At 70.5% G+C, this 25,599-nt stretch carries 31 protein-coding genes, 1 pseudogene and 1 riboswitch; of the genes and pseudogenes, 13 read left to right on the top strand and 19 right to left on the bottom strand.

The window, feature by feature from the left end:
- The first annotated feature begins 15 nt into the window (after positions 1-15).
- Genes L1066_RS20595 through L1066_RS20580 form a run of 4 tightly spaced genes read left to right on the top strand, consistent with a single transcriptional unit; the run spans position 16 to position 4,318 of the window.
- Entirely contained in the window at positions 16-1,644 is a 1,629-nt protein-coding gene (locus L1066_RS20595; RefSeq protein ID WP_376707710.1) for an alpha/beta fold hydrolase, read from the top strand.
- Entirely contained in the window at positions 1,592-2,161 is a 570-nt protein-coding gene (locus tag L1066_RS20590) for a chorismate pyruvate-lyase family protein (protein WP_235738092.1), read from the top strand. The genes L1066_RS20595 and L1066_RS20590 overlap by 53 nt, the downstream gene beginning before the upstream one ends.
- Positions 2,158-3,354 (top strand): 4-hydroxybenzoate 3-monooxygenase, encoded by a 1,197-nt coding sequence (locus L1066_RS20585; RefSeq protein ID WP_235738091.1) that lies wholly within the window; start codon positions 2,158-2,160, stop codon positions 3,352-3,354. Before L1066_RS20590 ends, L1066_RS20585 begins: the two co-directional genes overlap by 4 nt.
- The gene (locus L1066_RS20580) at positions 3,347-4,318 is read left to right on the top strand and encodes a glycoside hydrolase family 16 protein (protein ID WP_235738089.1); all 972 of its coding nucleotides are present in this window, start codon (positions 3,347-3,349) and stop codon (positions 4,316-4,318) included. The genes L1066_RS20585 and L1066_RS20580 overlap by 8 nt, the downstream gene beginning before the upstream one ends.
- Here L1066_RS20580 and L1066_RS20575 read toward each other — a convergent pair.
- The 14 genes from L1066_RS20575 to L1066_RS20515 form a co-directional block, all read right to left on the bottom strand.
- On the bottom strand, positions 4,207-4,755 hold the full coding sequence (locus L1066_RS20575) for a DoxX family protein (protein WP_235738087.1): 549 nt from the start codon (positions 4,753-4,755) through the stop codon (positions 4,207-4,209). The genes L1066_RS20580 and L1066_RS20575 overlap by 112 nt on opposite strands.
- A gap of 12 nt (positions 4,756-4,767) precedes the next feature.
- The gene (locus L1066_RS20570) at positions 4,768-5,112 is read right to left on the bottom strand and encodes a glycosyltransferase (protein WP_235738086.1); all 345 of its coding nucleotides are present in this window, start codon (positions 5,110-5,112) and stop codon (positions 4,768-4,770) included.
- On the bottom strand, positions 5,055-5,936 hold the full coding sequence (locus L1066_RS20565; protein ID WP_235738084.1) for a glycosyltransferase: 882 nt from the start codon (positions 5,934-5,936) through the stop codon (positions 5,055-5,057). Before L1066_RS20565 ends, L1066_RS20570 begins: the two co-directional genes overlap by 58 nt.
- On the bottom strand, positions 5,933-6,898 hold the full coding sequence (locus tag L1066_RS20560; RefSeq protein WP_235738075.1) for a glycosyltransferase family 2 protein: 966 nt from the start codon (positions 6,896-6,898) through the stop codon (positions 5,933-5,935). Before L1066_RS20560 ends, L1066_RS20565 begins: the two co-directional genes overlap by 4 nt.
- Positions 6,895-7,266, bottom strand: coding sequence for a hypothetical protein (locus L1066_RS20555; RefSeq protein WP_235738053.1), 372 nt, complete (start codon positions 7,264-7,266; stop codon positions 6,895-6,897). Before L1066_RS20555 ends, L1066_RS20560 begins: the two co-directional genes overlap by 4 nt.
- A gap of 201 nt (positions 7,267-7,467) precedes the next feature.
- Complete coding sequence (locus L1066_RS20550; RefSeq protein WP_235738051.1) at positions 7,468-8,001, bottom strand: hypothetical protein; 534 nt, start codon at positions 7,999-8,001, stop codon at positions 7,468-7,470.
- Positions 7,961-8,689, bottom strand: coding sequence for a hypothetical protein (locus L1066_RS20545; protein ID WP_235738049.1), 729 nt, complete (start codon positions 8,687-8,689; stop codon positions 7,961-7,963). The genes L1066_RS20550 and L1066_RS20545 overlap by 41 nt, the downstream gene beginning before the upstream one ends.
- A gap of 253 nt (positions 8,690-8,942) precedes the next feature.
- Complete coding sequence (locus L1066_RS20540; protein ID WP_235738047.1) at positions 8,943-9,524, bottom strand: MATE family efflux transporter; 582 nt, start codon at positions 9,522-9,524, stop codon at positions 8,943-8,945.
- Complete coding sequence (locus L1066_RS20535) at positions 9,518-10,231, bottom strand: polysaccharide biosynthesis protein (protein WP_235738045.1); 714 nt, start codon at positions 10,229-10,231, stop codon at positions 9,518-9,520. Before L1066_RS20535 ends, L1066_RS20540 begins: the two co-directional genes overlap by 7 nt.
- A 4-nt stretch (positions 10,232-10,235) precedes the next feature.
- On the bottom strand, positions 10,236-10,928 hold the full coding sequence (locus L1066_RS27090) for a glycosyltransferase family 2 protein (RefSeq protein ID WP_312008386.1): 693 nt from the start codon (positions 10,926-10,928) through the stop codon (positions 10,236-10,238).
- A gap of 41 nt (positions 10,929-10,969) precedes the next feature.
- Positions 10,970-11,482 carry a glycosyltransferase family A protein gene (locus L1066_RS27085; protein WP_283095535.1) on the bottom strand — a complete coding sequence of 171 codons (513 nt, stop codon included), beginning with the start codon at positions 11,480-11,482 and terminating at the stop codon, positions 10,970-10,972.
- Positions 11,479-11,742: a hypothetical protein gene (locus tag L1066_RS20525; RefSeq protein ID WP_235738044.1), complete on the bottom strand. Its 264-nt coding sequence runs from the start codon at positions 11,740-11,742 to the stop codon at positions 11,479-11,481. Before L1066_RS20525 ends, L1066_RS27085 begins: the two co-directional genes overlap by 4 nt.
- Positions 11,667-12,431 (bottom strand): glycosyltransferase family 2 protein, encoded by a 765-nt coding sequence (locus L1066_RS20520; protein ID WP_235738042.1) that lies wholly within the window; start codon positions 12,429-12,431, stop codon positions 11,667-11,669. The genes L1066_RS20525 and L1066_RS20520 overlap by 76 nt, the downstream gene beginning before the upstream one ends.
- A complete protein-coding gene (locus L1066_RS20515; RefSeq protein WP_235738040.1) occupies positions 12,418-13,242 on the bottom strand; it encodes a glycosyltransferase family 2 protein in 825 nt (274 codons plus the stop codon). Before L1066_RS20515 ends, L1066_RS20520 begins: the two co-directional genes overlap by 14 nt.
- 151 nt (positions 13,243-13,393) lie before the next feature.
- Between L1066_RS20515 and L1066_RS20510 the strand changes: the two genes are divergently transcribed.
- Complete coding sequence (locus tag L1066_RS20510) at positions 13,394-14,350, top strand: alpha/beta fold hydrolase (protein ID WP_235738038.1); 957 nt, start codon at positions 13,394-13,396, stop codon at positions 14,348-14,350.
- Here L1066_RS20510 and L1066_RS20505 read toward each other — a convergent pair.
- Positions 14,344-15,756: an alpha,alpha-trehalose-phosphate synthase (UDP-forming) gene (locus L1066_RS20505; protein ID WP_235738037.1), complete on the bottom strand. Its 1,413-nt coding sequence runs from the start codon at positions 15,754-15,756 to the stop codon at positions 14,344-14,346. The genes L1066_RS20510 and L1066_RS20505 overlap by 7 nt on opposite strands.
- Before the next feature lie 280 nt (positions 15,757-16,036).
- On the opposite strand from L1066_RS20505, the gene L1066_RS20500 reads away from it, so the two are divergent.
- Positions 16,037-17,335: a sensor histidine kinase gene (locus tag L1066_RS20500; protein ID WP_235738036.1), complete on the top strand. Its 1,299-nt coding sequence runs from the start codon at positions 16,037-16,039 to the stop codon at positions 17,333-17,335.
- Between the two features lie 26 nt (positions 17,336-17,361).
- Positions 17,362-18,007: pseudogene (locus L1066_RS20495) on the top strand (LuxR C-terminal-related transcriptional regulator).
- A gap of 12 nt (positions 18,008-18,019) precedes the next feature.
- On the opposite strand, the gene L1066_RS20490 reads toward L1066_RS20495, so the two are convergent.
- Positions 18,020-18,421, bottom strand: a complete 402-nt coding sequence (locus L1066_RS20490; RefSeq protein ID WP_235738035.1) for a Crp/Fnr family transcriptional regulator — start codon at positions 18,419-18,421, stop codon at positions 18,020-18,022.
- Positions 18,422-18,557: 136 nt separating this feature from the next.
- Here L1066_RS20490 and napA point away from each other — a divergent pair, with 136 nt between their 5' ends.
- Both napA and L1066_RS20480 read left to right on the top strand, forming a co-directional pair.
- Entirely contained in the window at positions 18,558-18,920 is a 363-nt protein-coding gene (napA, locus tag L1066_RS20485; protein WP_512699728.1) for a nucleoid-associated protein NapA, read from the top strand.
- Position 18,921: 1 nt separating this feature from the next.
- Entirely contained in the window at positions 18,922-19,389 is a 468-nt protein-coding gene (locus L1066_RS20480) for a LytR C-terminal domain-containing protein (RefSeq protein ID WP_235738033.1), read from the top strand.
- On the opposite strand, the gene L1066_RS27080 is transcribed toward L1066_RS20480, so the two are convergent.
- Both L1066_RS27080 and L1066_RS27075 read right to left on the bottom strand, forming a co-directional pair.
- Positions 19,377-19,802 (bottom strand): trehalose-phosphatase, encoded by a 426-nt coding sequence (locus L1066_RS27080; RefSeq protein ID WP_312008372.1) that lies wholly within the window; start codon positions 19,800-19,802, stop codon positions 19,377-19,379. The genes L1066_RS20480 and L1066_RS27080 overlap by 13 nt on opposite strands.
- Before the next feature lie 26 nt (positions 19,803-19,828).
- Positions 19,829-20,290 carry a trehalose-phosphatase gene (locus L1066_RS27075; RefSeq protein WP_283095534.1) on the bottom strand — a complete coding sequence of 154 codons (462 nt, stop codon included), beginning with the start codon at positions 20,288-20,290 and terminating at the stop codon, positions 19,829-19,831.
- A 1-nt stretch (position 20,291) separates the two neighbouring features.
- A riboswitch (SAM riboswitch) is annotated at positions 20,292-20,430 on the top strand.
- A gap of 11 nt (positions 20,431-20,441) precedes the next feature.
- Here L1066_RS27075 and thrC point away from each other — a divergent pair.
- Positions 20,442-21,719 carry a threonine synthase gene (gene thrC, locus L1066_RS20470; RefSeq protein ID WP_235738032.1) on the top strand — a complete coding sequence of 426 codons (1,278 nt, stop codon included), beginning with the start codon at positions 20,442-20,444 and terminating at the stop codon, positions 21,717-21,719.
- Between the two features lie 21 nt (positions 21,720-21,740).
- On the opposite strand, the gene L1066_RS20465 is transcribed toward thrC, so the two are convergent.
- On the bottom strand, positions 21,741-22,586 hold the full coding sequence (locus L1066_RS20465; protein ID WP_235738031.1) for a helix-turn-helix transcriptional regulator: 846 nt from the start codon (positions 22,584-22,586) through the stop codon (positions 21,741-21,743).
- A gap of 152 nt (positions 22,587-22,738) precedes the next feature.
- Here L1066_RS20465 and L1066_RS20460 point away from each other — a divergent pair, with 152 nt between their 5' ends.
- From L1066_RS20460 to L1066_RS20450, 3 genes are read left to right on the top strand one after another with little or no spacing between them, the layout of a single operon-like run.
- On the top strand, positions 22,739-23,752 hold the full coding sequence (locus tag L1066_RS20460) for an ABC transporter substrate-binding protein (protein WP_235738030.1): 1,014 nt from the start codon (positions 22,739-22,741) through the stop codon (positions 23,750-23,752).
- Positions 23,749-24,633: a siderophore-interacting protein gene (locus L1066_RS20455; protein ID WP_235738029.1), complete on the top strand. Its 885-nt coding sequence runs from the start codon at positions 23,749-23,751 to the stop codon at positions 24,631-24,633. The genes L1066_RS20460 and L1066_RS20455 overlap by 4 nt, the downstream gene beginning before the upstream one ends.
- Positions 24,630-25,586: a FecCD family ABC transporter permease gene (locus L1066_RS20450; RefSeq protein WP_235738028.1), complete on the top strand. Its 957-nt coding sequence runs from the start codon at positions 24,630-24,632 to the stop codon at positions 25,584-25,586. Before L1066_RS20455 ends, L1066_RS20450 begins: the two co-directional genes overlap by 4 nt.
- Positions 25,587-25,599: the final 13 nt, after the last annotated feature.

Below are 25,599 nucleotides of genomic sequence, written 5' to 3'. Positions count from 1 at the left end.
GCGGGCCGGCTCCGGATGACCTCCCGGCATCTCGCGCTGGGCTACTGGGGTGATCCCGACGCCACCGACGCCGTCTTCGAGCGGCAGCCGGACGGACGACGTACCTTTCTCTCCGGTGACCGCGGTCGGGTCGACGCCGACGGGACGCTCACCTTGCAGGGGCGCGGCGACGACGTGGTGAAGGTGCGCGGCTACCTGGTCGCGCCGATCGAGGTGGAGTCGGCGTTGCGCGGACTCGACGTCGTGGACGATGCAGTGGTCGTCCCCGACCACGACCAGACGACCCGACTCGTCGGCTACGTCGTCCCCGACCCGACCTGTGCGGCGCCCTCGTCGGCGCAGCTGCGCACGGCACTGCGGGAGCGGTTGCCGGAGTGGATGGTGCCTCAGACGCTGGTCCTCCTTCCGGAACTCCCACGCACCGAACGGGGCAAGGTCGACCGGGCAGCGTTGCCGGCCGCACCGGCCCGCTCCACCGACACCGTGCCGGCCGACCAGTGGGAGGCGCTGGTCTCTCGGCACTGGCGTGCAGTGCTCGGGTTGACCGAGGTGGGGCGCGCCGAGGACTTCTTCGCCCTCGGCGGTGACTCGCTCGCGGTGGAGGAGCTGCTCGTGCGGCTCGCCGACGAACAGATCATCCTCACCGGTGCCGACCTCGGCGCTGCCCCGACCCTGAGCGGGTTCGCCGCTGTGGTCCGGCGCCGCGCCCGAGCCAGCTCCACCGAGATCGGCGATCGCGGCCACCGCAGCCACCGGGGCATCGTCGTGCCGTTGCGCGAAGGCGGTGAGCGCCTGCCCGTCCACTGCTTCGCGGGAGCCGGCGGCCCGGCGTACCTCTTCTCGGAGCTGGCCCAGCAGCTCGCCCCGGGCCACCCGGTGACCGCCTTCCAACAGCGAGGACTCGAGCGTCGAGGAATCCCCGACTGGTCGGTCACTGCTGCGGCGCGACGCTATCTGCGCATCCTCGATGAGCGCGGCCACCACGGACCGGCAGTGCTGGTCGGGCACTCGCTCGGCGGGCTCTTCGCCCTCGAGGTCGCCCACCTGTTGCGTGCCCGGGGACACCAGGTGCCGTTGCTGGTCATGCTCGACACGGTGCTGCCGGGACACCTGGCACGCGCGGCCGGCGACGAGGTGCCCAGGATCCGGATTCCCGGGGCCGTGGGGCAGACCCGGGGCGAGCTGTGGCGCACGCGACTGCGGCTGCTGGGTGCGGGGTGGTATCCCTTCGCCTCGGCGACACGCGACGACGTCTTCTTCCAACACGGCCTGCGCATCACCGAACGGCACCGCCCGCAGCCGTGGGACGGACCTGCCGAGGTCTTCTTGACCGCGGAGAACATCGACGGCCGCGACTGGTGGCAGCAGGTGCTCACCGGCGCCCGTGGGATGCACGAGCTCCCGTGCACCCACCTCGCCGTCATCAAGCAACCCTGGATCGGCCAGGTTGCCGACCGGATCAACGCGGTTCTCCACGGCCTCGACGCTCCCACGTCGGCGCCGGTGGGGGTGCCTCGTGAGGACCGGCTGGGGAGGCCCGGTCGCGCGGGCGACCGACGACATCGCCGGCCTGGGCCGGGTGGAGCAGCTGGTGCTTCGCGGCGACGGGCTGACCAGCACCTCGCTGCGGGTCCTGACCGGTGACATCATCTCCGTGCAGGTGCGCGCGCACTGGGTGCTCGGCGCCCACGACGACCTCGCCGCGCTGTCAGGCGCCGAGGACGCCTACACCGGCATCACCGCCGACCGGATCGACACCCAGGTCGCCAGGGCACAGGAGATGCTCCGCCCAGCGGAGACGGAGTCACTGCTGATCCGCGAGGTGTTGCTGACCGGTGGCCGGCAGCGGGTGTGGGGCGCCTCCACCGTGGTGGCGGTGCTCGACCGGCTCCCCGAGCAGATCGTCGCCAGCCTGGCCGCCACCGACCGGCCGATCGGACCCGCGCTCCACGAGTCGGGGGTGTTGACCACCCGGGAGATCCGGCAGTGGGGCCTGGTCCCGGCCGGCCGGTGGGCCGGCATCCTCGCCGGCCTGTGGAGCCCCGAGGAGCAGATCCCCTCCCGGGACTACCTCATGCGCGCGGCGAACGACGGATGCCCACTCGCGCACTTCGTGGAGTGGTTCAGCCCAGCCGTCTTCGAGTCGAGGAGGGACCGATGACCGCGTCGCTGCCGCCCTCGACGCCGGTCGTGATCATCGGCGCCGGCCCGGCCGGGCTGCTGCTCGCTCACCTGCTCCACCTGCAAGGCGTCGAGAGCGTGATCCTGGAGCGACGCAGTCGTGAACACGTGCTCGGCCGGGTGCGTGCTGGCGTACTCGAGGATCCCGTTGTGCGGTTGCTCCACGAGGTCGGGGCCAGCCCGCGCCTGGCCGTCGAGGGCATGGTGCACGGCGGCGTCAATCTGCAGCACGACGGGCAGCGTCACCGGATCGACCTCACGGCCCACAGCGACCGCGCGATCACCGTCTACGGACAGCGGGAACTGGTCGCCGACCTCATCGAGCTGCGCGAGTCGTCGGGACTCCCGCTGCACTTCGACGCCGACGTGGTGGGTGCGGACGGGGTCGAGGGCGACCGGCCCACGGTCCACGTCGAGACCGCAGGCGTACGGCGAGAGGTGCGGGCGCGCTTCCTCGTCGGCGTCGACGGCGCCCGCAGTCGGACCCGCGAACTCGTCCCCGCAGCTCGTCGGCGCAGCCTGGGCCGGAGCTATCCGGTCGCCTGGCTCGGGGTGCTGGCCCGAGCTGTCCCAGCGACCGAGGAGCTGATCTATGCCCGCCACGACGACGGCTTCGCGCTGGCGTCGATGCGTACTCCCGAGGTGAGCCGGCTCTACCTGCAGGTGCCCCACACCGATGCCTTGGAGGCGTGGGACGACGAGCGCATCTGGAAGAACCTGCACCGGCGACTCGACTCCGAAGCGTCCGCCATCAACGAGGGCCCGATCCTGGAGCGCTCCCTGACCCCCTTGCGCAGTGTCGTGCACACCACGATGCGCCACGGATCCCTGCTCCTGGCCGGCGACGCCGCACACGTGGTGCCACCTACCGGTGCCAAGGGGCTCAACCTGGCGGTGGCCGACGTCGTCCGGGCGTCAGCCGCGTTGGTCCGGGGTCTTCGGGGTGACCTGCGGGGCCTCGACGACTACCAGGAACAGTGCCTGGAGCGGGTGTGGCGGGCGGTGCACTTCTCGTGGTGGATGACCACGATGTTTCACACTCTCGACGACGACCCCTTCACCCAGCAGATGCAGCAGACCCAACTCCGCATGGTCACCGCCGGTGGCGCGATGGCCGCACACTTCGCCGATCTCTACACCGGCGCTCCGTTCGAAGGGACCTGGCATGCGTGACCGCAGACGATGGATCGTGCCGATGCTGCTCGGAGCACTCGTGGCTCCCGCAGGCTGCGCAGGCGAGGATGATGCGCGCAGCCTCGACCTGGAGACTCGCGTCGTCCAGGGCCGGATGATCTGGTCCGATGAGTTCAACGGTCCCAAGGGGGCGTTGCCCGGCGACCAGTGGCGGATCCTCACGGGCGGGGGCGGCTGGGGCAACGGGGAGTTGCAGACCTACAAGGCCCGCAAGGCCAACGTGTCGCTCAACGGCAAGGGACAGCTGCGCATCGTCGCGCGGAAGTCGAAGAAGCGGAAGTACACCTCTGCTCGGATCGAGTCGGTCCCCGCGGTCACGCACGGAGTGATCAAGGCCAGGATCAAGGTGCCGAAGGGCAAGGGGATCTGGTCGGCCTTCTGGACGCTGGGTGAGGACCATGAGAACCGCGGATGGCCCAAGGTCGGCGAGATCGACATCATGGAGCTGCTCAACGACACCGAGACGCTCAATGCCAACGTGCACGTCGCCGACAGGGCCAGTGCGGACGGTCGTTGGCAACGGCCGGGCAACGTGAGGAACAAGCGTGGCTTCGCCGGGGAATGGCACGTCTATGCGGTGCGCTGGACCAGCAAGAAGCTGGTCTTCAAGGTCGACGGCACGACCTACCACACGGTCACCCGCGCCGAACTCGAACGAGACGGTCGGAGCTGGCCCTTCGACTCCCCCAGGTGGTGCTCCTCAACGTGGCGGTCGGTGGTGACTGGCCCGGAGCGCCCGACCGCACGACGAAGTTCCCGGCGCGGATGCTCGTCGACTGGGTGCGGGTGCGCAGGCTTCAGTGACTTGGCCCGCGCACCCGTGCTCAGGTGTCAGGCCAGCCAGGGCGCCTTGCGGACCAACGGAGTGCCGCTCCACCAGCGACCGAGTCCGAGTTGTCGACCGGCCGGGCTGACCGCGACCACCACGGCGATGAGTGCATAGAAGAGGTGCTGGTCGAAGAAGGGGTTGTGCTCCAGCGGCAGCGCCGAGAACCACAGCATCACCATGAGTACGCCGCCGCCGAGGGCTGCGATCCGGATCACCACGCCCAGCATCAGCGCGAGCCCGGCGCCCAGGGTGCCGGCCAGGTAGAGGACGTCGACCACCGGGTTCCCCGCCCAACCACTGAGCAGGTCGTGCGCCGGCCCGTCCGGGTTGAGGCCGAACGTCAGGTAGCCCTCGGTCGGAGAGTTGCCCTCGAGCACCGACGCCTCGCGCTCGGTCGGCCAGCCGAGACCGAAGACCTTGTCGAGACCTGCCCACAGCAGCACCCATCCCAGGGCGATGCGGACCAGGCCCACCAGGAGGTCGGACGTCCGTGACGGTTCGCTCGCGGTCGGTGCGGGGGTGGTGCCTGCGTGGTCGAGGGTGGTGCTCATGAGGGTTTCTCCTTATTCCTTGGGGGAATCGACAACGCGCGGAACGGCGTGCCGAAGCAGGGGCAACCAGTCGTCGACCACGGCATCGACGTCATGGTGGGAGATCGTGGAGCGGGCGGCCTCGGCCAACCGCTGGCGCAGCGCCGCGTCGCTGATCAACCGGTCCAGCGCGGTCGCGAGTGCGGAGACGTCACCGGTCGGCACCAGCAGACCTGTCTCCTCGGAGGTGATCAGGTCGCGTACGCCGGGGCCGCAGTCGGTGGCGACGGTCGGAGTGCCGCTGGCCATCGCCTCGGCGATCACCAGGCCCATGCCCTCGTGTCGTGAGGAGAGTGCATGCACCGCTGCCCGGCGCATCCGGGCCGGTAGGTCCTGCTCAGGGGGAGGAGGGCGGCCGGTGCCCCCAGGCTGTCGACCAACGCGGTGAGTGCGGCCCGGTCGGGTCCGTCGCCGTGGATCTCCAGGCGCCACCCCGGGTGCTGCGGGGCCACCTGCGCCCACGCACGCAGGAGGACGTCGTACGCCTTCTGTGGCGTGTGTCGGCCGGCGGCGATGACCACCGGGTCTCGATGCTGCGGAGGTGCGGTCGCGGTGAGCGCGGCGAGGTCGATCGGGTTGCGCATGGTCCTCACCGGCCCGACTCCGCGGGCGGCGAACAGCCGGGTGTCCTCGTCGCTCAGCGTCAGCAGCACTCGCGCCGCCCGGTGCACCCGGTCGATGCGGGGGAGCTCGTGGTAGCCCTCGGCAGCGCTGTGCGCGTCGTGGTACTCGACGATCAGCCGCTGCTTGGGCACGCCTGCAGCGACGGCGTACTCGGCGCAGCGGAGCTGGTGGGCAACCACCACCACGTCGTCGGAGTCGTCGAGATCGGCCAGCAGGCCGCGCAGGCGGCGGACGCCGGCATCGAAGTGGCGGACGCCCGCAGCCTTCCCGCGGGCGAGCAGTCGGCTCCGGCGCAGGCGGGTGTTGGGGGAGTAGGGAAGCGGCACGTCGTGGTCGTGCACGAGGAACTCGGGGAGCTCGTTCTTCGTGGGGAATCGGTGCGGGACGGTGGCCGGGACCAGGCCGACCACACTGGTGCGCACGCCCCGCTCGACGAGGCCGTCGGCCAACAACCGCAGCACTCGCTGCACCCCGCCCAGGGCGTCGGGACTGTCCATCATCATCACCACGTGGGTCATCGACGGACCACCGCCGCCGCATAGGCACGTGCGCTGATCCGCAGCACGAGCGCTGCTCGCGCCAGCTGCCAGCGTCGGGCACGCAGGAGGGTGGGCAGGTCGCGCAGCCGCACCAGCCGCGAGGCGTGGTGCAGCGCAGTCGGAGCGACCGGGTGTGCACCGCGGGCCCTGGCCGCCATGTTGGCCAGTGGGACCACCACGTTGGCGTAGCGGTGCTCCACCGACTCGGGCAGCATTGGCTCCCCGTGCTGCCGCAGCAGGACGTCGACCCGGGCTGACTGCGCCACCAGGTCGAGGGTGCGCGTCGAGAAGACGCGGCTGAGCGAGTCGCCGCGCACTCGGTAGCGATAGAGCGGCTCGGCAACCAGGCTCACCCGGTCTGCCGCCAGCGCGACGGCCACCATCGCGTCGAGGTCCTCGTAGGCGACGCCTTCGGCAAACGGCCGGAGCGCCTCCCGACGGAAGACCTTGTTGCACGAGTACCCCTTGGCCCGGTCGGCCAGGAGGTCGCGGGCGAACTGCTCGCCACTGACGACACCTGACGCGGCCGGCGACCGCTCTGCCCGTGACCAGGCGCCGGCGCCGTCGTCGCCGAAGAGCAGGGTGTCGCACACGGCGACGGTGCTGTCGTCGGCGAGGAGTCGATCGACGAGGGTCTGGAGGAAGGCCGGGTCGGCGCTGTCGTCGCAGTCGCAGAACCACACCACCGCGCCCCGTGACCGGGCGACTCCGAGGTTGCGGGCCCCACCGGGGCCGAGGTTGTGTGGGGCGCGAACCACGCGGTGCGGCAATCCGTGCCGCACCGCCCGGGCGACGGCCAGCTCGACCGAGGAGTCACCGCCGTGGTCGTCGACCAGCACCACCTCCAGCGGCGGCAGGGTCTGGGCGGCGATGGCGTCGATGCACTCCTCGATGTGTGCCTCGGCCCGGTGCACCGGCACCACCACGCTCACCCCGCTCATGAGACCTCCCAGAGGGCGGCGTCGCTCTCCTCGGTGCCGGGCGGGACGAAGCGGAACACCTCGATGCCCTCGTGGTCGAGGACCCGGCTCCACCGCACCCGCAGGTCCAGCGCTTCGCGGAGGTTCGCGAGCGCGTCCTCGGCATAGAAGCCGCGGTAGGCGTTGACGATCTCCATCCGTGGGGAGAGGACGACGAAGACGGGACGGGCATGGCGCAGGGTGAGGTAGTGCTCCCACTCCTGGAGCTGTTCCTCGGTGGTGAAGTCGGTTCCGGCCAGCATCGGATCGAAGGCGCTCGCATCGAAGTCGGGAGCATCGGCCACCCAGTCGACGTAGCTGCCGGCCGAGCGATCGGGCCAGCCCGGCACCGCCGGAGCCAGGTAGGCGGGCTGGGGACCTGGTCGAGGAGGGCCCGCGCCACCGCCACCTCGGCGGTCGGCACTTGGTAGACGTACCAGGGCCCGAAGTAGGCCTGCGCGCTGGTTCCGGTGGTCACCACCACGAAGCCGGCCGCAGCGGCAGCGGCGAGGCCGCGGCGTACGCCGACCCGGCCGGTCGTGAGGGCGCCGTCAGCAGGCGGTGCACCACCGGCCCGAGAGTGCTGCGCAACCGGCGAGCGAGTAGAGCGCCACCTGCAGGATGGCCTCGCCGCCGTAGCTCTGGGCGAGCAGCAGGGCGAGGGGCGAGAAGGCGACCACGGCTTCCACGGCCCACGGGCGGCGGCGCAGCAGGCGGAGACCGAGCACGAGGGCAGTGGCTGCCCACACCAGGACGGTGGCGGTGCGCGACATGAGCGAGTCGCCCTGCCGGGCGGCGCTGCTCCACTCCCGACCACTGGTCTGGGCGTTGGCGGCCACGTCGACACCGGAGAAGAGGCCGAAGTCGGAGACCGTCTCCAGATTGAGGCCGAGGAAGCCCAGGGCGGCCACAGCACATCCAGCCACCAGCCACCAGCTCACCCGGCGCAGCAACGCGATCAGGGCGAGGGCCCCCAGCACCCAGTAGGGAGTGAGCTGGTGGCTGATCACCATCGCCGTGAAGAGGACCAGCGCCAGCACCGCCTCACGTCGTCCGCGGGCCAGTGCCAGTTGCAGCACGAGCACGGCGAAGAAGCAAGGCGATCGCCTGCGGGGCGAAGTAGTCCTGACCGATCCAGTTCCACACCACGAAGAGGTACGTCGCCACGACGGCTCCCCACGGGTCGGCGCCCAGTTGCCGCGCGAGTCCGTGGACCGCCAAGGCGGTCAGCACGGTGATGAAGCCGGTGAACCACAGGGCGAGCTCGTCGGGCGCGACCCCGGAGGCATCGCTCAGCCACGCGCTGGCGGCGAACAGGCCCGGCCAGTCGTGATAGATGTCGACGGAGCCCGAGATGCGGCCCGCGGTGAGGAAGGTGTCGACCACCCCCAGGTGCTTCTGGGTCCAGTCATACATCGGTTCCGGCGAGACGAGTGCCGTGGTCACGCGCAACACCGCGCCGGTCAGCACGAGCGCGCTCACCGCAGCGGCCATCGAGCGCACCCGCAGGGCGGCGAGGAAGCCGGCCAGGGCCAGGGTCAGGGCGATCGCGAACGTCGGTGGAGCCCCGGTGAGCAGGCCCCGCGGGGTGGCGTCATCCGGGTCGATCCCGGGTAGCGCGACCAGCCAGCAGAGCAGCGCGGCCGCCAGCACCAGCCACACGGCCGCGACCGGCAGCGCCGGCCGCGTGGGGCGGGACAGCGAGAGGGTCGCGGGGGCCGGGTCTCGGCGCACGACCGCGAGCCAGGCGGCGCCGGTGAGCACGGCGACCACGCCGGTCGCAACACGTGGGTGCCAGCCAGTCCAGCCACAGCATCGCGCTGCCGACGAGGGTGCAGCACGGCCAGCGACAGGCCCGTCGCCAGGGCGGGCGACGCCACCTGGCCGCGCCAGAGCCGGGCGACCACGAAACCGGGCACCACGAGGAGATAGCCGAGCGCGAAGGGCCCGGTGGGCCAGCCGGCGACCTGGGTCAGGAGCAGGATCACGGAGAGCGCCGGGACCAGGCCGCGCCACGTCCACGCGGTCACCGCGCCCGCTCCGGACGGGTGAGGTCGCGCCAGGCGCGGACCAGCGGGCCGAGCAGGACCACCGCGCAGACGGTCTCGACGAGGAGATAGGTGGCTCCCACCCCACTGATGCCCCAGCGTGTGATGGCGAACGGGGTGAGGGTCACCATGCCGGTCACCGACAGCACCTGGACGGTCAGCAGGATCCGCATCCGGTTGCGCACCCGACTCATCACGGCGTAGGCGCCGATCAGGGCCTGGGGCAGGATCGAGAGTGCGAACAGCACCAGGTGGGTGGCCGCATGGGAGCGGTAGGCGCCGCCGACGAGTGCCAGCACCACCGGGCCGATCAACGCCAGCACGGCCGCGCCGAACACGGCGACGGTGGTGGTCATCTGGGCCAGTCGTCGCGTGCAGGCTGCGGTGTCGGTGTCGGGATGACTGGCCTCGGCGACGTAGGAGGTGTGCACGGCCAGGACGAAGAGCGTGGCGCCGGTGGCGAGCACCTGGGAGAGCCCGAAGTAGGCCGCGTGCTCGGCCCCCTCGAGGCGGAGCACCACCAGGGGCAGATACATCGGCACGACCAGACCCATCACCATGGTCGCGAAGACAGCGGCATGATGGCTGAGCAGGGACCGCAGTGGTGGCAGCTGGCTGGGGCCGGTGACCGCCCGCCGGGTCCGGGACAACGCCCAGCCGAGCGCGATGGCGGCTGCGACGGCCGAGAGCAGGGTCCAGCTGCCGTAGACCGAGGTGGCGTCACCGGAGGTGAAGGTGATGCCGATGACGGCGAGCAGGGGGAGCGCGGCGAGCTTGGCGCTGGCGTGCCCGATGTTCTTGGCAGCGACGAAGGGGCGTCGCGCAGGCCCACGAGCACCGGGTCGGCCAGCGCGAAGAGGGCGAAGGCGACGACGACGAGCGGGAACCACGCACGTTCGGAGGGCAGTGCGAAGAGCCGCTCGGAGATCGGCAGGGTCGCGAAGACGCCGCCGACCACGGCCGCTGTGACCGCCACCAGCGCGGCGCCCCGGACGATGAGTCCGGTGGCGCCCGACCCGCTCGAGCTCAGGAAGCGCTCGTACATCCCGCCGAGGGAGAGGCAGGAGAGGGTGCCGAGCATCGTCGCGGTGCTCACCACCACGGACGCGCGGCCGACCTCGGCCGTCGCGAAGAGCTGCTCGGCAGCCATCCAGTAGAGCAGGCCCAACAGCGCCGTGCACAGGGAGGAGATGGCCAGGGCACCCGCGTTGCGTTGGAAGCGGGACTTCTCCTCCGGGTGGGGTGGGACGGTGTCGGCTGCGGTCAAGGGGTCACCGACGCAGCGATCGGGCGCGGAGGACGGCGCGCAGGTAGAGCCACGGACCGGCCAGGTAGCCCTTCAGCTCTGCCCGGCTGACATCGGCGGGGAACTGGGCGGACTTGTCGGCGTTCTTCTCCGAATGCGGGCTGAGCAGCAGACGCAGGGCGGCCGGCAGGCGCCGCAGGATGGGCAGGAGATTGCCGCTGCACACCTGCTTCGTGATGACCGCAGCCATGCCCGAGCCGTAGCCGAACATCTGGTCGCGCAGCGCCTCGTGCTCGCGTCGGTGGTGGTGGGTGACGATTGCCGCCGGGTGATAGACGATGCCGTGTCCGGCGAGGTGGACTCGCCGGAAGATGTCGAGGTCCTCTCCGCCCCTGGTCGGGCTGCCAGCGCCGAGAGCGACGTCGAACCCGCCCAACCGGCGCAACGTGTCGGCGCGGAACGCCATGTTGTTGCCGGAGCCGAACTCGCCGCCGCTGAAGGGGAAGGTGATCCCTCGATGCCCGGGCACGGTGAGGGCCGCGACCTTGGGAGCCGGCTCTCCCCGTGACCAGTGCATGGCGACGAAGCCCTTCGAGAAGCCGGAGCACTCCTCGAAGAAGAGTTGCTGGGCGGTCGCGAACTCCGCCGGCAGCACGAGCCCCGTCACGCAGCCCAGCCGGCCGTCGTCGGCGGCGAAGACACTGACGAGTGCTGCGATCCAACCGGAGTCGGCGACGGCATCGTCGTCGGTGTAGGCGATCAGGCTGCCCGGGCCGCGGCCAGCCCGGTGTTGCGAGCGACCGAGAGGCCGCGCCGTGGTTCGGGGACGATCCGCAGGCGTCGGTCGGTGAGGTGGCCCAACAGGTTGGCGGTGCGTCCGGTGGCCGGGTCGTTGTCGACGACGATCACCTCGAGCCGGGCATGGCTCTGTTCGAGCAGCGAGGTGATGGTGGCCCGCAGCCGTGGCTCGCGACCGAGCGTGCACACGACGACGGAGACGAGCTGCTGCGCGGTGGGATAACGGTGCGGCCAGCCGTCGGGCACGACGCCCTGGTGCTCGATGACGATCGCTCGGACCCGCGCCACCGCGTCGTCGCCCGATGCCAGTCCGGTCTCCACCTGCTGGGCCAGTGGCCAGCCGTGGTGGCGTACTCGCAGGCACACCTGGCCCTGCTGGTTGGGGGTCAGTCGGTCTGCGGACCAGCCGGGGTCGGCGAGGTCGGCGGCATCGACCTCGATCACGGGGATCGGGGTGAAGTCAGTGGTGTTCATCGTCGTCCCGCTGCGTAGCCGAGTGCCGTGGCCAGGGTGCCCAGGGTCAGGACGAGGGCGCGCGCCACGCCGCCCGGCTCCCGCCGCAGTGGAGCGCACAGATGACGGAGGAAGGCTGCCGGCAGCACGGTGAGCAGGTAGCCACGCTCGGCAGAAAGGCCGGCACCACCGCCGACCGCTCGGGTCAGCTGCCGCTTGGAGACGCCTTCGTACCAACACCGGCGCAGGACGTAGCGCAGCCGGGCGCGTTCGGCAGGCACGTTGTGGTGCACCCGGGCGGAGGCGACCCGGATGATGCGGCCCTCCGGCCGGTGCCGACGGATCCTGATGCCGAGCTCGGTCTCCTCACAGCCCAACGGACGGGCGGAGTCGCGGCCCAGCTCGGTGCGGAAGGGATCCCCAAGGGCAGGACGTCACGACGGACGGCCATGTTGGCGCCGATCGGATTGCGGATCTCGGCGCCGTCGGGGGCCAGGCCGGTGTAGTCGCAGCCGACGACCCAGCCGAACTCGTCGGGGAACCAGGTGGGTCGTTCGGCCGACCAGCGGGGGACGACGCCCCCGCCGACCGCGGCCACCGTCGCGTCCTCGAAGGCCTCGCGGAGGGTGCCCAGCCAGCCCGCGGACGGGAGGGCGTCGTCGTCGAGGAAGACGAGCACGTCGGCTTTCGTCGCGCCCACCCCGGTGTTGCGGGCCCCGGAGAGGCCGCGCGGCCCCTCGCTGCCGACGACGCGGGCACGGGTGCCGTGCCACTCGCGCGCCAACTGTGCTCGGAGCACCTCGTTGTGGTCGATCACCACGACCAGCTCGTCGCAGCGGCCGAGCTGGGCCAGCGACTCCCCGACCGCGGCACGCAGCAGGTCGAGCCGGTCCGCGGTCCAGGTGCAGATGACCACCGCGATGCTGGGGGTCGGGAGGCCCCGCTCGACCGGCTGCTCAGGCAGCGCCATCGGCAGCGGCGGTGGCGAGCTGCCGCCGGGGGCGCTCGGAGAAGCGGGCACTCGCACCGAGATGGCGGGTGCCGTGGCGCTGGATGCGCAGGCGCCGGTGCTCGGTGTTGATGGTGCGCAGCACTCGTACGCCGTCGTGGAAGGCGCGCAGGTTGCTGAGGCCGTGGATGCGGCTGTGCTCGAAGCTGGGGATCTCGAGGATCGTCATCCGGGCCGCGGCCGCCCGGCAGTTGAGAAGGGTCTCGATCTCGAACCCGTCGCCCCACTGCGGCTCGCCGGTCATGGTGGGGTCTGGCAGGTCGAAGGTCTCCAACGTGTCGCGCCAGAAGGCGTTGTAGCCGTAGCAGAGGTCGGTGTAGCGGGTGCGGAAGAGTACGTTGACGGTCTTGGTGAGCGCCCGGTTGCCGACGGAGCGGACGCCGGTGAGGTCGGCACTGCCGCCCCCGTGCAGCATCCGGCTGCCCTTGACGAAGTCGGCGCCGTTGACGAGCGCGGCGACCATCAACTCGATCTCCCGGGCGTCGGCCGAGCCATCGGCGTCGAACATGACGATGATGTCGCCGGTGGCTTCGGCGAAGCCGCAGGCGAGCGCATTTCCCTTGCCCTTGCGGGTCTGCTTGATCACCGTGCAGCCGGGGAGGGTGCGACGCGCTGCCTCGGCCGTGCCGTCGGTGGATTCGCCGTCGACCACGATCACCTCGTGGACGGAGGGAAGCGTGGGCAGGACGCGCTCGAGGTTGGCGGCCTCGTTGAAGGCCGGGACGATCACGCTCACGCGGGGGTTGGGCGTGACGGAGCGAAGCGGGGACACGGGGACTCCTGGAGGTTCGTGGGCGGCATCTTGATTAGGGATGCCTTACCTTCATCAGACGAACGGACCCTAGCATGGGTTTAGGCATGCCTTACTTCCGAAGAGTGTGGTCCGGGTCACGCCTGCGACGATTCGCTGCCACAGTGGTCCCATGACGCTCATCGAGACTTGCGACATCGACGCTGGCGGCATTCGGCTCTCCGCCCGGACCGCCGGCACCGGCCCACTCGTGCTGCTGGTGCACGGTTTTCCCGGATCGGCCTGGAGTTGGCGCCACCAGATGGCACCGTTGGCGGAGGCGGGCTGGCAGACCGTCGCGATCGACACCCGGGGCTACGGCGGCTCGGAGCGTCCCGCTGACGGGCCGTGGACCACGGAGGCGATCGAACAGGACCTGCTCGGCGTGATCGACTCCCTCGGCGCGCAGCAGGCGGTGGTGGTCGGTCAGGACTTCGGGGCCAAGTATGCGTGGAACCTGGCCCGCCACCACCCCGATCGGGTGCGGGCCGTCGCCGGCACGGTGCCGTTCGCCGACCTGCCTCAGGACGCCCCGCCCTCAGCGGCGTGGGCCACCCTCGGGGAGGAGCACTTCCTGCACCTGCACTACTTCCAGGCGCCGGGGGTCGCGGAACGCGATCTCGGTGGCGAGCACGTCGAGGAGTTCCTGCGCCGCCTGCTCTGGGCGCTGTCGGCCGGCGGCAACTATTTCTCGGTCTTCGGCGCTGCCGGTTCCTCGAGCTATCTCGATGCGCTGGCGCCTGCGCCGGCCTTGCCGTGGTCGTGGCTCACCGAGGCCGACTTCGCGACGTACGCCGAGGGGTTCCGGCGCGGTGGAGCAGGCCGTGAGTTCGCGGGTGGATTCGGCTCCTACCGTGCTGCCGATGCGGACTGGGCCTTCGAGTCGCGGTGGCTCGGGGTGCGGATCGACCAGCCGGCGCTGCTCTTCATCGGGGAGCTGGACCCGGTGCGCAAGTTCACCCAGGTCGACCGGTCACTCTTCGCGGACCTGAGCGAGGCCGTCATCCCGGGCGCCGGCCACCACGTGCAGCAGGAGCAGCCCGCAGCGACCACGAAGGTGCTCCTGGACTGGCTGGCTGGGCTTCACTGAAGCTGGCGCATCTCCTCGAGTGCCGTGAGGAAGTTCGTCGCCCACTGGGCCACGTCGTTGTCGCGCAGCGTTCGCCGCAGCGCCTTCATGCGCCGGGTGGTGTCCTTCGGGTCGGCGCGGGAAGCGGCCAGGATGGTCGACTTCATGCCGTTGATGTCGTAGGGATTGATCAGCCAGGCCCGGGAGAGCTCCTCGGATGCGCCGGCGAACTCGGAGAGCACCAGGGCGCCGTCGTCGTTGAGGCGACAGGCGACGTACTCCTTCGCGACGAGGTTCATGCCGTCGCGGAAGGGCGTGACCACCATGATGTCGGCCGCGCGATAGAGCGCAGCCATCTCGTGCTGGGGGAACGACGAGTGCAGGTAGGAGATGGCGGGCCGGCCGAGGGCGCCGAGGTCGCCGTTGACCCGACCCACGAACTGGTCGACCTGGTTGCGGAGCACCTGGTACTGCTGGACCCGCTCGCGCGACGGCGTCGCGACCTGCACGAAGACGGTCTCGCCGATCCGGAACTCGCCCTCCGCCACCAACTCCGAGTAGGCGCGCAGGCGGGGCAGGATCCCCTTGGTGTAGTCGAGGCGGTCGATCCCGAGCAGGATCCGCTCGGGATCCCCGAGCGACCTGCGGATCTGGGCGGCACGGGCGATCACGGACTCGCTCCCGGCGAGCTTCTCGAAGTGCTGCACGTCGATCGAGATCGGATAGGCGGTCGCCCGCACCGAGCGCCGGTCCTGGGTCATCACCATGTCGCGGTGGGTGCGCAGACCGACCAAGGATCGGGTGAGGCGGACGAAGTTGGCGGCCGCGCCCGAGACCTGGAAGCCGACGAGATCGGCACCGAGCATGCCCTCGAGGATCTCCTTGCGCCAGGGCACCTGCATGAAGAGCTCGGACGGAGGGAACGGGATGTGCAGGAAGAAGCCGATGGCGACGTCGGGGCGCATCTCGCGGAGCATCTGGGGCACCAACTGCAACTGGTAGTCGTGCACCCACACGGTGGCGCCGGGAGCGGCGATCTCCGCGGCTCGGTCGGCGAAGCGCCGATTGACCCGCACGTAGGCGTCCCACCACTCGCGGTGGAACTCCGGGGGCGCGACCACGTCGTGGTAGAGCGGCCACAAGGTGGCGTTGCAGAAGCCCTCGTAGAACTCCTCGATCTCCGCGCCCGAGAGCCCGACCGGCACCAGGGTCAGCCCGTCCTCCGTGAACGGGTCGTAGGAGCCGACCTCGTCCTCGGCCACTCCCGGCCAGCCGATCCAGGCGCCGTCACGTTGACGCATCACCGGCTCGAGGGCACTGACCAGCCCGCCGGGCGAGCGTTGCCAGGCCACCTCGCCGGTGGCGCTGCGGACCTGGTCGACCGGCAGGCGGTTGGCGACGATCACGAGGTCCGCCGAACCGGTCATGCCCCTGACCCTAGCCGTAATGCAAACCCCGCGAACCTTCGGTTGGATCTCCCGAACCTTCAGTTGGAGGCGCCGAACCTGCACTGAGGCGCTCCTCGGGGATCCAAGTGCAGGTTCGCGGGATCCAAGTGCAGGTTCGCGGGATCCAAGTGCAGGTTCGCGGGATCCAAGTGCAGGTTCGCGGGATCCAAGTGCAGGTTCGGATGTCGGGCTGGCCCGACAGACAAGTCTCGGGCCCACTGGATCGATTCCGGGGCATGGACGCAGAATGATTCGACACATGGAAACCAACGACACGCTGAGCACCGGCTCCGGGCGCCTGCAGGGGCGCTCGGGCGGATTCTTCACCCGCCTCGGGCAAGACACCCTCTACGCCATGACGGCGATGCCACTGGGCCTGGCCGGATTCGTGCTCACGGTCGTCGGCGTCGCCCTCGGCCTCGGCACCCTGGTCATCTGGATCGGCATCCCGATCCTCGGCGCGACGGTGCTCGCTTCGAGCGGCCTCGCCCAGCTCGAACGACTGCGGTTGCGCAAGCTGCAGGGCCGGGTCTTCCCCGCCGTTCACTACCGCGGGGGCGGCCCGAGCCAGAACCCCTGGGTGCGTGCGCTGCGACGGCTCCGCGACCCGCAGTCGTGGCTCGACCTGGTGTGGGGCGTCGTCGGATTCGTCAGCGGGCTGGTGGCCTTCGTGGTCGTCACGGTGTGGTGGGCCGCCTCGCTCACCGGCCTGACCTACTGGTTCTGGGAGCGTTGGATCCCACGCAGCGACGACGACGAGCCGTTGGCCGAGCTGCTCGGGCTGGGCGACGGCCGCACTGCCGACGTCACCCTCACCACCGTCATCGGTCTGGTCGCCCTCGTCTCCCTGCCCTTCGTGGTGCGAGCCGTGGCCTGGCTGCACGCATCGCTCGCCAGCGTCCTGCTCAACAGCCGCGCGGAACTCCTGTCGGAGGTACGGCGCGCGGAGGGTGCCCGCGAGGCCGCGCACGCCGCCGAGGCGGTCTCCCTGCGCCGACTCGAGCGTGACATCCACGACGGGCCGCAACAACGGCTGGTGCGGATGGACATGGACCTGGGTCGGGCCCGGCGCCAGCTCGCCGACAACCCCGACGGCGCGGCGGAGATCCTCGCGCACCTGCAGCAGCACACCCGGGAGACGGTCAACGAGCTGCGGGCGCTCTCTCGCGGGATCGCCCCGCCGTTGCTCGTGGACCGCGGGCTCGCCGTGGCCCTCGACGAGCTCGCAGCCCGCAGCGCGGTCGAGGTCGACCTGCACCGCGACCTGCCTGCCGCGCTGCCGCCCGAGGTCGAGACGGCCGTCTACTTCACCGTCTCCGAGGCGCTCACCAACGCGGCCAAGCACGCCGGCGTGGACCGGGCTCGGGTGCGGGTGGTCGTGGACCGTGACGCGGTGGTCGCGGAGGTGACCGACGCCGGTCAGGGCGGCGCGCACCCCGGCAAGGGGCAGGGTCTGGCCGGCCTGCAGCAACGGCTCACCGCCGTCGGCGGGACCCTCGACGTGCACTCGCCGAACGGCGGCCCGACGACCGTTCGGGCCCGGGTGCCGCTGACCTGATCGGCCCGATGCCTGATGCTGGGGGCATGCGCATCGTGATCGCCGACGACTCCGTGCTGCTCCGCGAGGGCCTGGCCCTGTTGCTGTCCGAGGGCGGGCACGAGGTCGTTGCCCAGGCCAGTGACGGTCCGGGTTTCGTGGCCGCGATGCTCGAGCACCGTCCCGAGGTGGGCGTGGTCGACGTACGGATGCCGCCGTCGCACACCGATGAGGGCCTGAGGGCCGCGGTCGAGGTGCGCGGCGCCTGGCCCGAGGCCCGGATCATGGTGCTGAGCCAGTACGTCGAGGTCTCCTACGCCGACGACCTGTTGGCCGGGGAGACGGCGGCGTCGGCTACCTGTTGAAGGATCGCGTCGGTGATGTCGACGACTTCCTGGTCGCGCTGGCCGACGTGGCCGACGGTGGCACGTCGCTCGACCCGCAGGTGGTCGGTCAGCTGATGGGCAGGCGCAGGGACCCGGTCGCGACCCTCACCCCGCGGGAGCGGAGGTGCTCGCGCTGATGGCCCAGGGCCACTCCAACTCGGCCGTTGCCGCCGCCCTCCACGTCACGGAGGGCGGCGTGGAGAAGCACACGCAGCGGATCTTCGCCAAGCTCGGACTGCATGCCGATGACCGCGCGCACCGCAGGGTGCACGCGGTCCTCAACTACCTGCGTTCCGGCGTCGCCTGACGTCGAGCGGCGTCAGCTGCCGAGGCGCTGGCGGGTGGTCTCCTCCAGCGCATCGCGGAACCTCGGGACGGTGTCGAGCAGGGACTGCACCGCTTCCGAGGTGAAGTGCAGGACCTTGAGCGGGGTCACCGAGACCACCGAGGCGCTGCGCAGCTTGTGGCTGACGATCGCCGCCTCTCCCACCGTGTCGCCCGCGCCGAGCCGGGCGATCTCCTCGCGTCCGTGGCGCACCGAGACCTCGCCCTCGAGGATCAGGTAGGCCTTGTCTGCTGGAGTCTTCTCCCAGATCAGTGACCAGTCGGCGGGGATGTTCACCGCGGTGCCGTTGTCGGCGATGAGGTTGATCTCCTCGTCGGTCAGGTTGGCGAATCGCTCAAGGTCGCGCAGGCGAGCTGCATTCGTCGTGTTGCTCATGCATGGATCCCATCCGTTGGGGCCACAGGGCCCGGGCTGATCCTCCCGGAGGAATCTTCGTCGCGGTGCCTGCTGGTGTCCAGTGGGACGGGTGTGATTCGGGGCGTTCGGGACACGCCAGCGACGAATCACAACGTTGTTGTTTGGACGCGTAGACTCCACGGCGCAAGCATCCGCGAGCAGCTTCGAGGGGTCGAACCACATGGACGCCGCAGAATCCGTCACCACCGGCAGCAGCGCCGCCGCGAGCGACCTGTCGCAGCGCGACGCCGACATCCTCGAGTTCGAGCGCCACTGGTGGAAGTACGCCGGTGCCAAGGAGCAGGCCGTCCGCGAGAAGTTCGACATGTCGTCGACCCGCTACTACCAGGTGCTCAACGCGCTCATCGACAAGCCGGAGGCGCTCGCCGCCGACCCGTTGCTGGTGCGCCGGCTGCGGCGTCTGCGCGCCGCCCGCCAGCGTCAGCGTTCTGCCCGTCGTCTCGGCTTCGAGGTCTGAGATGACCGCCCCTTCCCCGATCGTCCTGCTCAGCGTTGCCGCGGTCGCCGTGGCCGGCATCGCGTTCGTGGCCACCCAGGGCGACGACGACAAGGAGAAGGTCGCCGTCGTCAGCCAGCCCGTGGTGCCCCCCACGGCCGAGCCCACCCCCGAGAAGACGACCAAGCCCAAGAAGAAGAAGCCTGCGATCAAGCGCGGGCAGATCTACGTCGAGGTCTACAACAACTCCAACATCTCCGGCCTCGCCGGACGCACGGCCACCAAGGTCACCGAGGCCGGTTGGCAGGTCGTGGGCTCCGACAACTGGAGGGGCACCATCCCCGCCACCACCGTCTACTACCCGCCGCGGCTGGAGCGAGCTGCCAAACAGCTCGGCAAGGACCTCGGGATCAAGAGGCTGATGCCGGCCGTGGAACCGATGCGGTTCGACCGGCTCACCCTGATCCTCACGCCCGACTACGCCAGCTGAGCCTGCGCGTCGAGCAGCAGCTGGCGCAGGAAGGCCATCATCCCGTCGACGCCGGGGACCGCGATGTCGGCGACCTCGCGTAGTCCCGGCTCCTCGTCCGACGTCGCGCACACGACCAAGGTGGTGAGTCCGCGGCCGCGTAGCTCGCCGACCGCGGCGGCCGCGGCCAGGTCGCCCAGGTCGTCACCCGCGAAGAGGTAGCCCGTGGCGGCGCTCTCGGCCGCGTGGCGTCGTACGGCGTCGCCCTTGTCGGGGCCCGGAACCCGCACTTCGACCACGTGGCGGCCCGGCACCACGTCGAGTCCGTGCTCGGCAGCGAGTGCGGTGAGCGGTGCGCAGATCCGATCGAAGGCAGCCGACGGATCGATCATCCGCCGGGTGTGTACGGCGACCCCGAGCGGCTTGGTCTCCACGTATGCGTCCGCAGCCCCTGCCGCGGTCAGCCTGCCGGGGAGTGCGGCGACGAAATGGGCGAGGGCGGCCGGGGAGTGGGCGAGTGCACCATGCCGTGTGCGGAGGTCCAGTGTTCGTTGCCGTACTGGCCGTGGACCTCCAGGACCTGACCGTGCCGGGCCACGTCGCGACCGATGGCCTCCAGACCGCTGAGCTCGAGCAGTTGGCCGACGGGCCGGCCCGTGACGATGGCGAGGCTGCGCACCTTCTCGGCCAGCGCGACCACCAGCTCGGGGGCGTCCGGGTGGATCCACGCCCGCGCGGGGTCGTCGACGATCGGGGCGAGGGTGCCGTCGAAGTCCAGACCGACCGCGACGCGGGGAGAGCACGCACGAGAGCGGCGTACCGCTGGGGGCGTCGGGGGCGAGGAACTCCATGCGTCCAGCCTGTCATGTCCGCATGGCGGACCCGGTGCGCACATCGTGAGATGACGGGCGTACGCTGGCATCTGCTCATCGAGAGGGACTGAGGGAACGGCCCTGTGAAGTCCCGGCAACCGCCACGAATCCCTTGACGACCAACCATCGCCAGTCGTGGAAAAGGTGCCAATTCCGGCCCGGTGCGAACGTCGCTCGGGGAAGATGAGGAGGAGGGTACTCATGAGCGCATTGACCAGCGAGACCACCAGCACCAAGGGCTTGCGTGAGGGCGCGTTCGGCAACGCTGTCGGCCTCGCCTGCCGCGAGTGCGGCCATCAGCTCGAGCTCGGCCCGCACTATGCGTGTCCGGAGTGCTTCGGCCCCCTGGAGGTCGCCTATGAGTTCCCGGTGATCACCCGCGAGGAGATCGAGGCCGGCCCGGCCAACATCTGGCGCTACCAGGCGCTGCTGCCGGTGCCCACCGACATCACCGAGAGTCCCAACACCGAGCCCGGCTTCACCCGGCTGCTCAAGGCCCACAACCTCGGCGCCAGCCTGGGCATCGACAACCTGTGGGTGAAGGACGACTCCACCAACCCGACCAACTCGTTCAAGGACCGCGTGGTCGCCTGCGCCCTGAGCGCCGCCCGCGAGTTCGACGCCAAGGTCTTCGCCTGCCCGTCGACCGGCAACCTGGCCAACGCCGTGGCCGCCGCCGGTGCCCGGGCCGGGATCAAGACGGTGGTCTTCATCCCGAGCAACCTGGAGAAGCCCAAGCAGGTCAACTCGGCGGTCTACACCGACTCCCTGGTTGCCGTCGACGGCAACTACGACGACGTCAACAAGCTGGCGCAGGAGATCGCTGCCGAGGAGGAGGGCTGGGCGTTCGTCAACGTCAACGTCCGCCCCTACTACGCCGAGGGCTCGAAGACGCTGGGCTACGAGATCGCCGAGCAGCTCGGCTGGCGCCTGCCCGACCAGGTGGTCATCCCCGTCGCCTCGGGCTCGCAGCTGACCAAGGTGCACAAGGCCTTCCAGGAGCTCGTGAAGCTCGGCCTCGTCGAGGACAAGCCCGTCAAGATCTTCGGCGCCCAGGCCACCGGCTGCTCGCCCGTCTCCGTGGCCTACAAGGCCGGCGTCGACGCGATCCGCCCGGTGAAGCCCGACACCATCGCCAAGAGCCTCGCCATCGGCAACCCGGCCGACGGCATCTACGTGCTCGACATCTGCCGCCAGACGGGCGGTGCGGTGGAGGACATCACCGACGACGAGGTGCGTGAGGGCATCCTGCTCCTCGCCCGTACCGAGGGCATCTTCACCGAGACCGCTGGCGGCACCACCGTCGGCGTCCTCAAGAAGCTCGTGGAGACCGGCCAGCTCGACACCAGCCTCGAGACCGTCGTCATCAACACCGGCATGGGCCTCAAGACCTTGGACGCCGTCGCGGACCAGGTCGGTCCCGCAGCCACCATCGCCCCGTCGTACGACGCCTTCGTCGCCACCGGCCTCGGCGTCTGAGAACGTGTTCTGAGCCGACGCTCAGGCGGAATCGGCGTGGTCCCCGGCGACGTAGCGGCCGGGGGTCTCGCCGAACTCGCGGGTGAAGGCGGCGACGAACGCTGAGGCGCTCGCGTAGCCGACCAGGTGCGCCGTCTCGGTGACCGACCTGTCGTGCAGCAGGGCAACGGCAGCCCGGAGCCGGATCCGGGTGCGCAGCACGGTGAAGGTCGTCGCGAACTCGCGCTCGAGGTCGCGCTGCAGTGTCTTCGCACTCACGTGCAGCCGCTCTGCCCAGTCGGCGAGGCTGGTCGTGTCGGCGGGCTCGGAGAGCAGCGCCCGGGTCACGATGTGGGCGGGGGTCTCACCCACTCCCGCATGATCGATCTGGACCGCCGGGGCCTCGGCCAACGCGGTGAGGATGTCGACCCGCGCGCGGAGGCCGTCGGCCTCGCTGACGCCCGGTCGTGCGAGCGCGGACAGCCTCGCGCACACCTGCGCATCGGGGGTCAACGCTGCGGCCGGCAACGCGGTGAGGGCTGCGGGCGCGCGACGTACGCACACCCGCAGCACCGTCTGGAGGCCGAGTCCGCGCACCTCGGCGACGACGCCGCGGCGCACCCAGAGCATCTCGCCGGAGGAGACGAAGCGCGCCGTGCCACCGCGGCGGGCGACCAGGACGCCGTCGGGCGACCAGAAGACCTGGTGCAGGAAGTCGTCACGATCCTCGGGGAAGTCCGGGATGGTCCGGTCCGGGGGATAACGCAGCACCAGGATGCCGTCCGGCGGGCCGAGGCCGTAGCCGTACTCCTGCACGGTGATCTCGCCCACGTCGCTGGCGGTGTGCGAGGTCGTCAGCGCGTCCGACTGTCCTCTGGGCGACACCATCTGACTCCTGTACGACACGGATACGATCGTTGATAAGGCTAGCCTCACCTTGCGCTGGTCGTGCAGGTATCCCGACCAGCGAGCCGTCGTGCCCGAATCCAGGGCGTGCATCGACCACGGGTGCGCCTGGAACACCACTAAGGAAAAGCGTCATGCGATCACGTCCCACAGTCCGCCGTGCCACCGCCGTCCTGGCAGCAGCCACCCTCGGACTCGCGCTGAGTGGTTGCTGGGCAGGCGAGAGCGAGGCCAAGGTCGAGGGTGAGACCGTCACCTTCACTGCCGAGAACGGCGACATCGAGATCCCTGCGAAGCCCGAGCGGGTCATCGCGACCGGCTATGCGGTGCCGGTGATGCTTGAGGCAGATGCACCGCTGGTGGGCATCTCCGAGTGGGGCCGCGGCGTCCCGATGATGACCGACGAGGACCGCGCCACCTATGAGGCGACCGAGAAGATCATGGGCGAGACCGCCGACACGGTGAACTACGACGCGGTCGAGAAGGTCGACCCCGACGTGATCATCCTGGGCGTTCCGCTCCCCGTGCTGGGCGACGTGAACATGGAGCGTCTCGAGAAGATCGCCCCTGTCGTCGTCCTCGGCCCGAGCGTGCCGGACTCCTGGAAGGAGCTCGGCGGGCGGCAGGCCGAAGCGGCGGGTGTGCTCAGCAACTGGGAGGAGCAGAAGGCGACCTACTACGCCAAGGCCGACGAGCTGAAGGAGAAGTACGCCGACGTGCTCGACGGCATCGACTTCGGGCACCTGGGCGCCTACGGGGACCTCACCGCGGGTGAGTTCCAGCGTGAGTTCGGTGGCTCCTACGGCACCCACATCGTCGGTGACGTCGGTGCGAACTACTACGGCGGGGTCAAGGACGCCAGCGACGGCGGTGCCGCCGAGGTCTCCGAGTACTCCTCCATCGAGGAACTGCCCTCGAGCTTCAAGGATGCCGACTACATCACCTACACGCTGGACAACGACGGCACGATCTCCGACGCGGTGCAGTACGTGCTGGACTCGCCGCTGTGGAAGAACCTCCCGGCCGTGAAGGCGGGTCACGTGATCCCGATCCGCTACAGCGAGGCCGCCACCTACAAGTCGGCGCTGCTCACCCTGGACGCGATCGACGAAGCGTTCGGCGAGGCCTTCGCCGAGGAACTCCAGTGACACAGGACCGCACCAACCCGGGCCCGCTGGTCCGCGCCCACCAGACCGGTGGGCGCGGGACCGTCCGGATCCCCTACGCCACGCAGATCCGGACCACTCGGCTCGTCTCCCGGACCGAGGTCACGCCCCACATGCTGCGGCTGACCCTGGCCGGCCCGGAGATCCGGGTGCTGCACTCCTATGCCTGCGACGACCACGTCGGTGTCGTCTTCCCGCTGGACGACGGCACCCGCAACGACCCGACGTACAACCCCGAGCGGTTGATGCTCGACTGGGTCGCACCGGCTCCGCAGATGCGGAAGTACACCATCCGCCGCCACGACCCGGTCGCCGGTGAACTGGACCTCGACATCGTCGTCCATCCCGGTGGCCTGGCGTCCGACTGGGCGACGGCGGCCCAGCCCGGAGATGAGGTCGTGCTGGCCGGCCCGCCCGGAGCGCTCGCCTTCCCGCACACCTACGGGCACTACGTCTTCGCGATCGACACCACGGCGCTGCCCGCGCTCGCGCGCTGGCTCGACGAGGCCGAGTGGATCGAGCCCCGGGGCGTGACCGTCCAGGTGCTCGTCGACCATGACCATCTCGCGGAGACGGCCTACCCGTTGTGTGAGCGGCCCGGTGTCGACGTCACCTGGCTCTCCCGTGCGGGCGGGTCGCGGCTGGCCGATGCCGTGGCGGAGCTCGACCTCGGTGATCGCGACGCCGCCGACGTCTTCCTCTTCGCGGCAGGCGAGGCAGGCGGCATCAAGCCGCTGCGTCGTTGGGCGAAGGGGCTGGGCGTGGCATCGCTGGTCACCGGCTACTGGAAGCGCGGCGCCGTCGAGGTCGACCACGAGGACGAGGGCCACGCCGATGACGAGCACGACGAACACGAGGAGTGAGCGGCGCCCTACACCGGGTCCCGACGCTCGTCTTCGTCGGCGGCCTGGTCTTCTTGATCGCAGCGGTGTTGCTCAGCCTCACCGCGGGCCAGGGCGACGTGAGCGTGGCCGAGTCGTTCCGGGCCCTGATCCGTCCTGACCCCACCGACAATGCGCACATCACGGTGCGTAGCGTGCGGGTGCCGCGAGCGATGCTCGCGATCCTGGTCGGCGCCGCGCTGGCGCTCAGCGGAGCCCTGGTGCAGACCCTGACGCGCAACCCGCTCGCGGAGCCCGGGCTGCTCGGTGTCACCGCAGGTGCCTCGTTCGCGGTGGTGATCGCCACCCAGCTCCTCGACGTCTCCGGACAGACCGCCACGTTGGTCGTGGCGTTCATCGGCGCCACCGCTGCGGCTTTCGCCGTCCAGGCCGTGGGCGGCGCGGACCCGCTCCGGCTGCTGCTGGCAGGAGTCGCGCTCACCGCGGTGCTGGCCGGATTCTCGATCGGCATCCGGTTGACCGATCCGGACACCTTCGACACCTATCGCTTCTGGTCGGTCGGATCCCTCGCGGGGCGTGAGCAGATGCCGCTGCTCATTCCGTGCGTGGTCCTGGTCGCTGCCCTTGCTGCGGCCCTGCTCCTCGGGCGTCCGCTCAGCGCGGTGGCGCTCGGTGACGACGTGGCGCACGGACTCGGAGTCTCCGTCGTCCGCACCCGGATCCTGGCCCTCCTGGTGGCCACGGTGCTGGCCGCGACGGCCACGGCGGTCGCTGGTCCGATCATGTTCGTCGGCCTCATCGTGCCGCACCTGGTCCGGCGTTTCGCCCAGGCGTCGGTCACCTGGCTGCTGCTGTTGTGTCTGGTGATCGGGCCGCTGCTCGTGGTCCTCTCCGACACGCTCGCGCGCGTCCTGCTGGTGACCGGTGAGGTGCCCGTGGCGATCCTCACCTCGGTCATCGGGGGCCGGTGCTGATCTGGGTGGTCCG

This window comes from Nocardioides alcanivorans (assembly GCF_021555175.1).
Classification (GTDB): Bacteria; Actinomycetota; Actinomycetes; order Propionibacteriales; family Nocardioidaceae; genus Nocardioides; species Nocardioides alcanivorans.
This window is presented reverse-complemented; position numbering and strand designations above follow the sequence as displayed.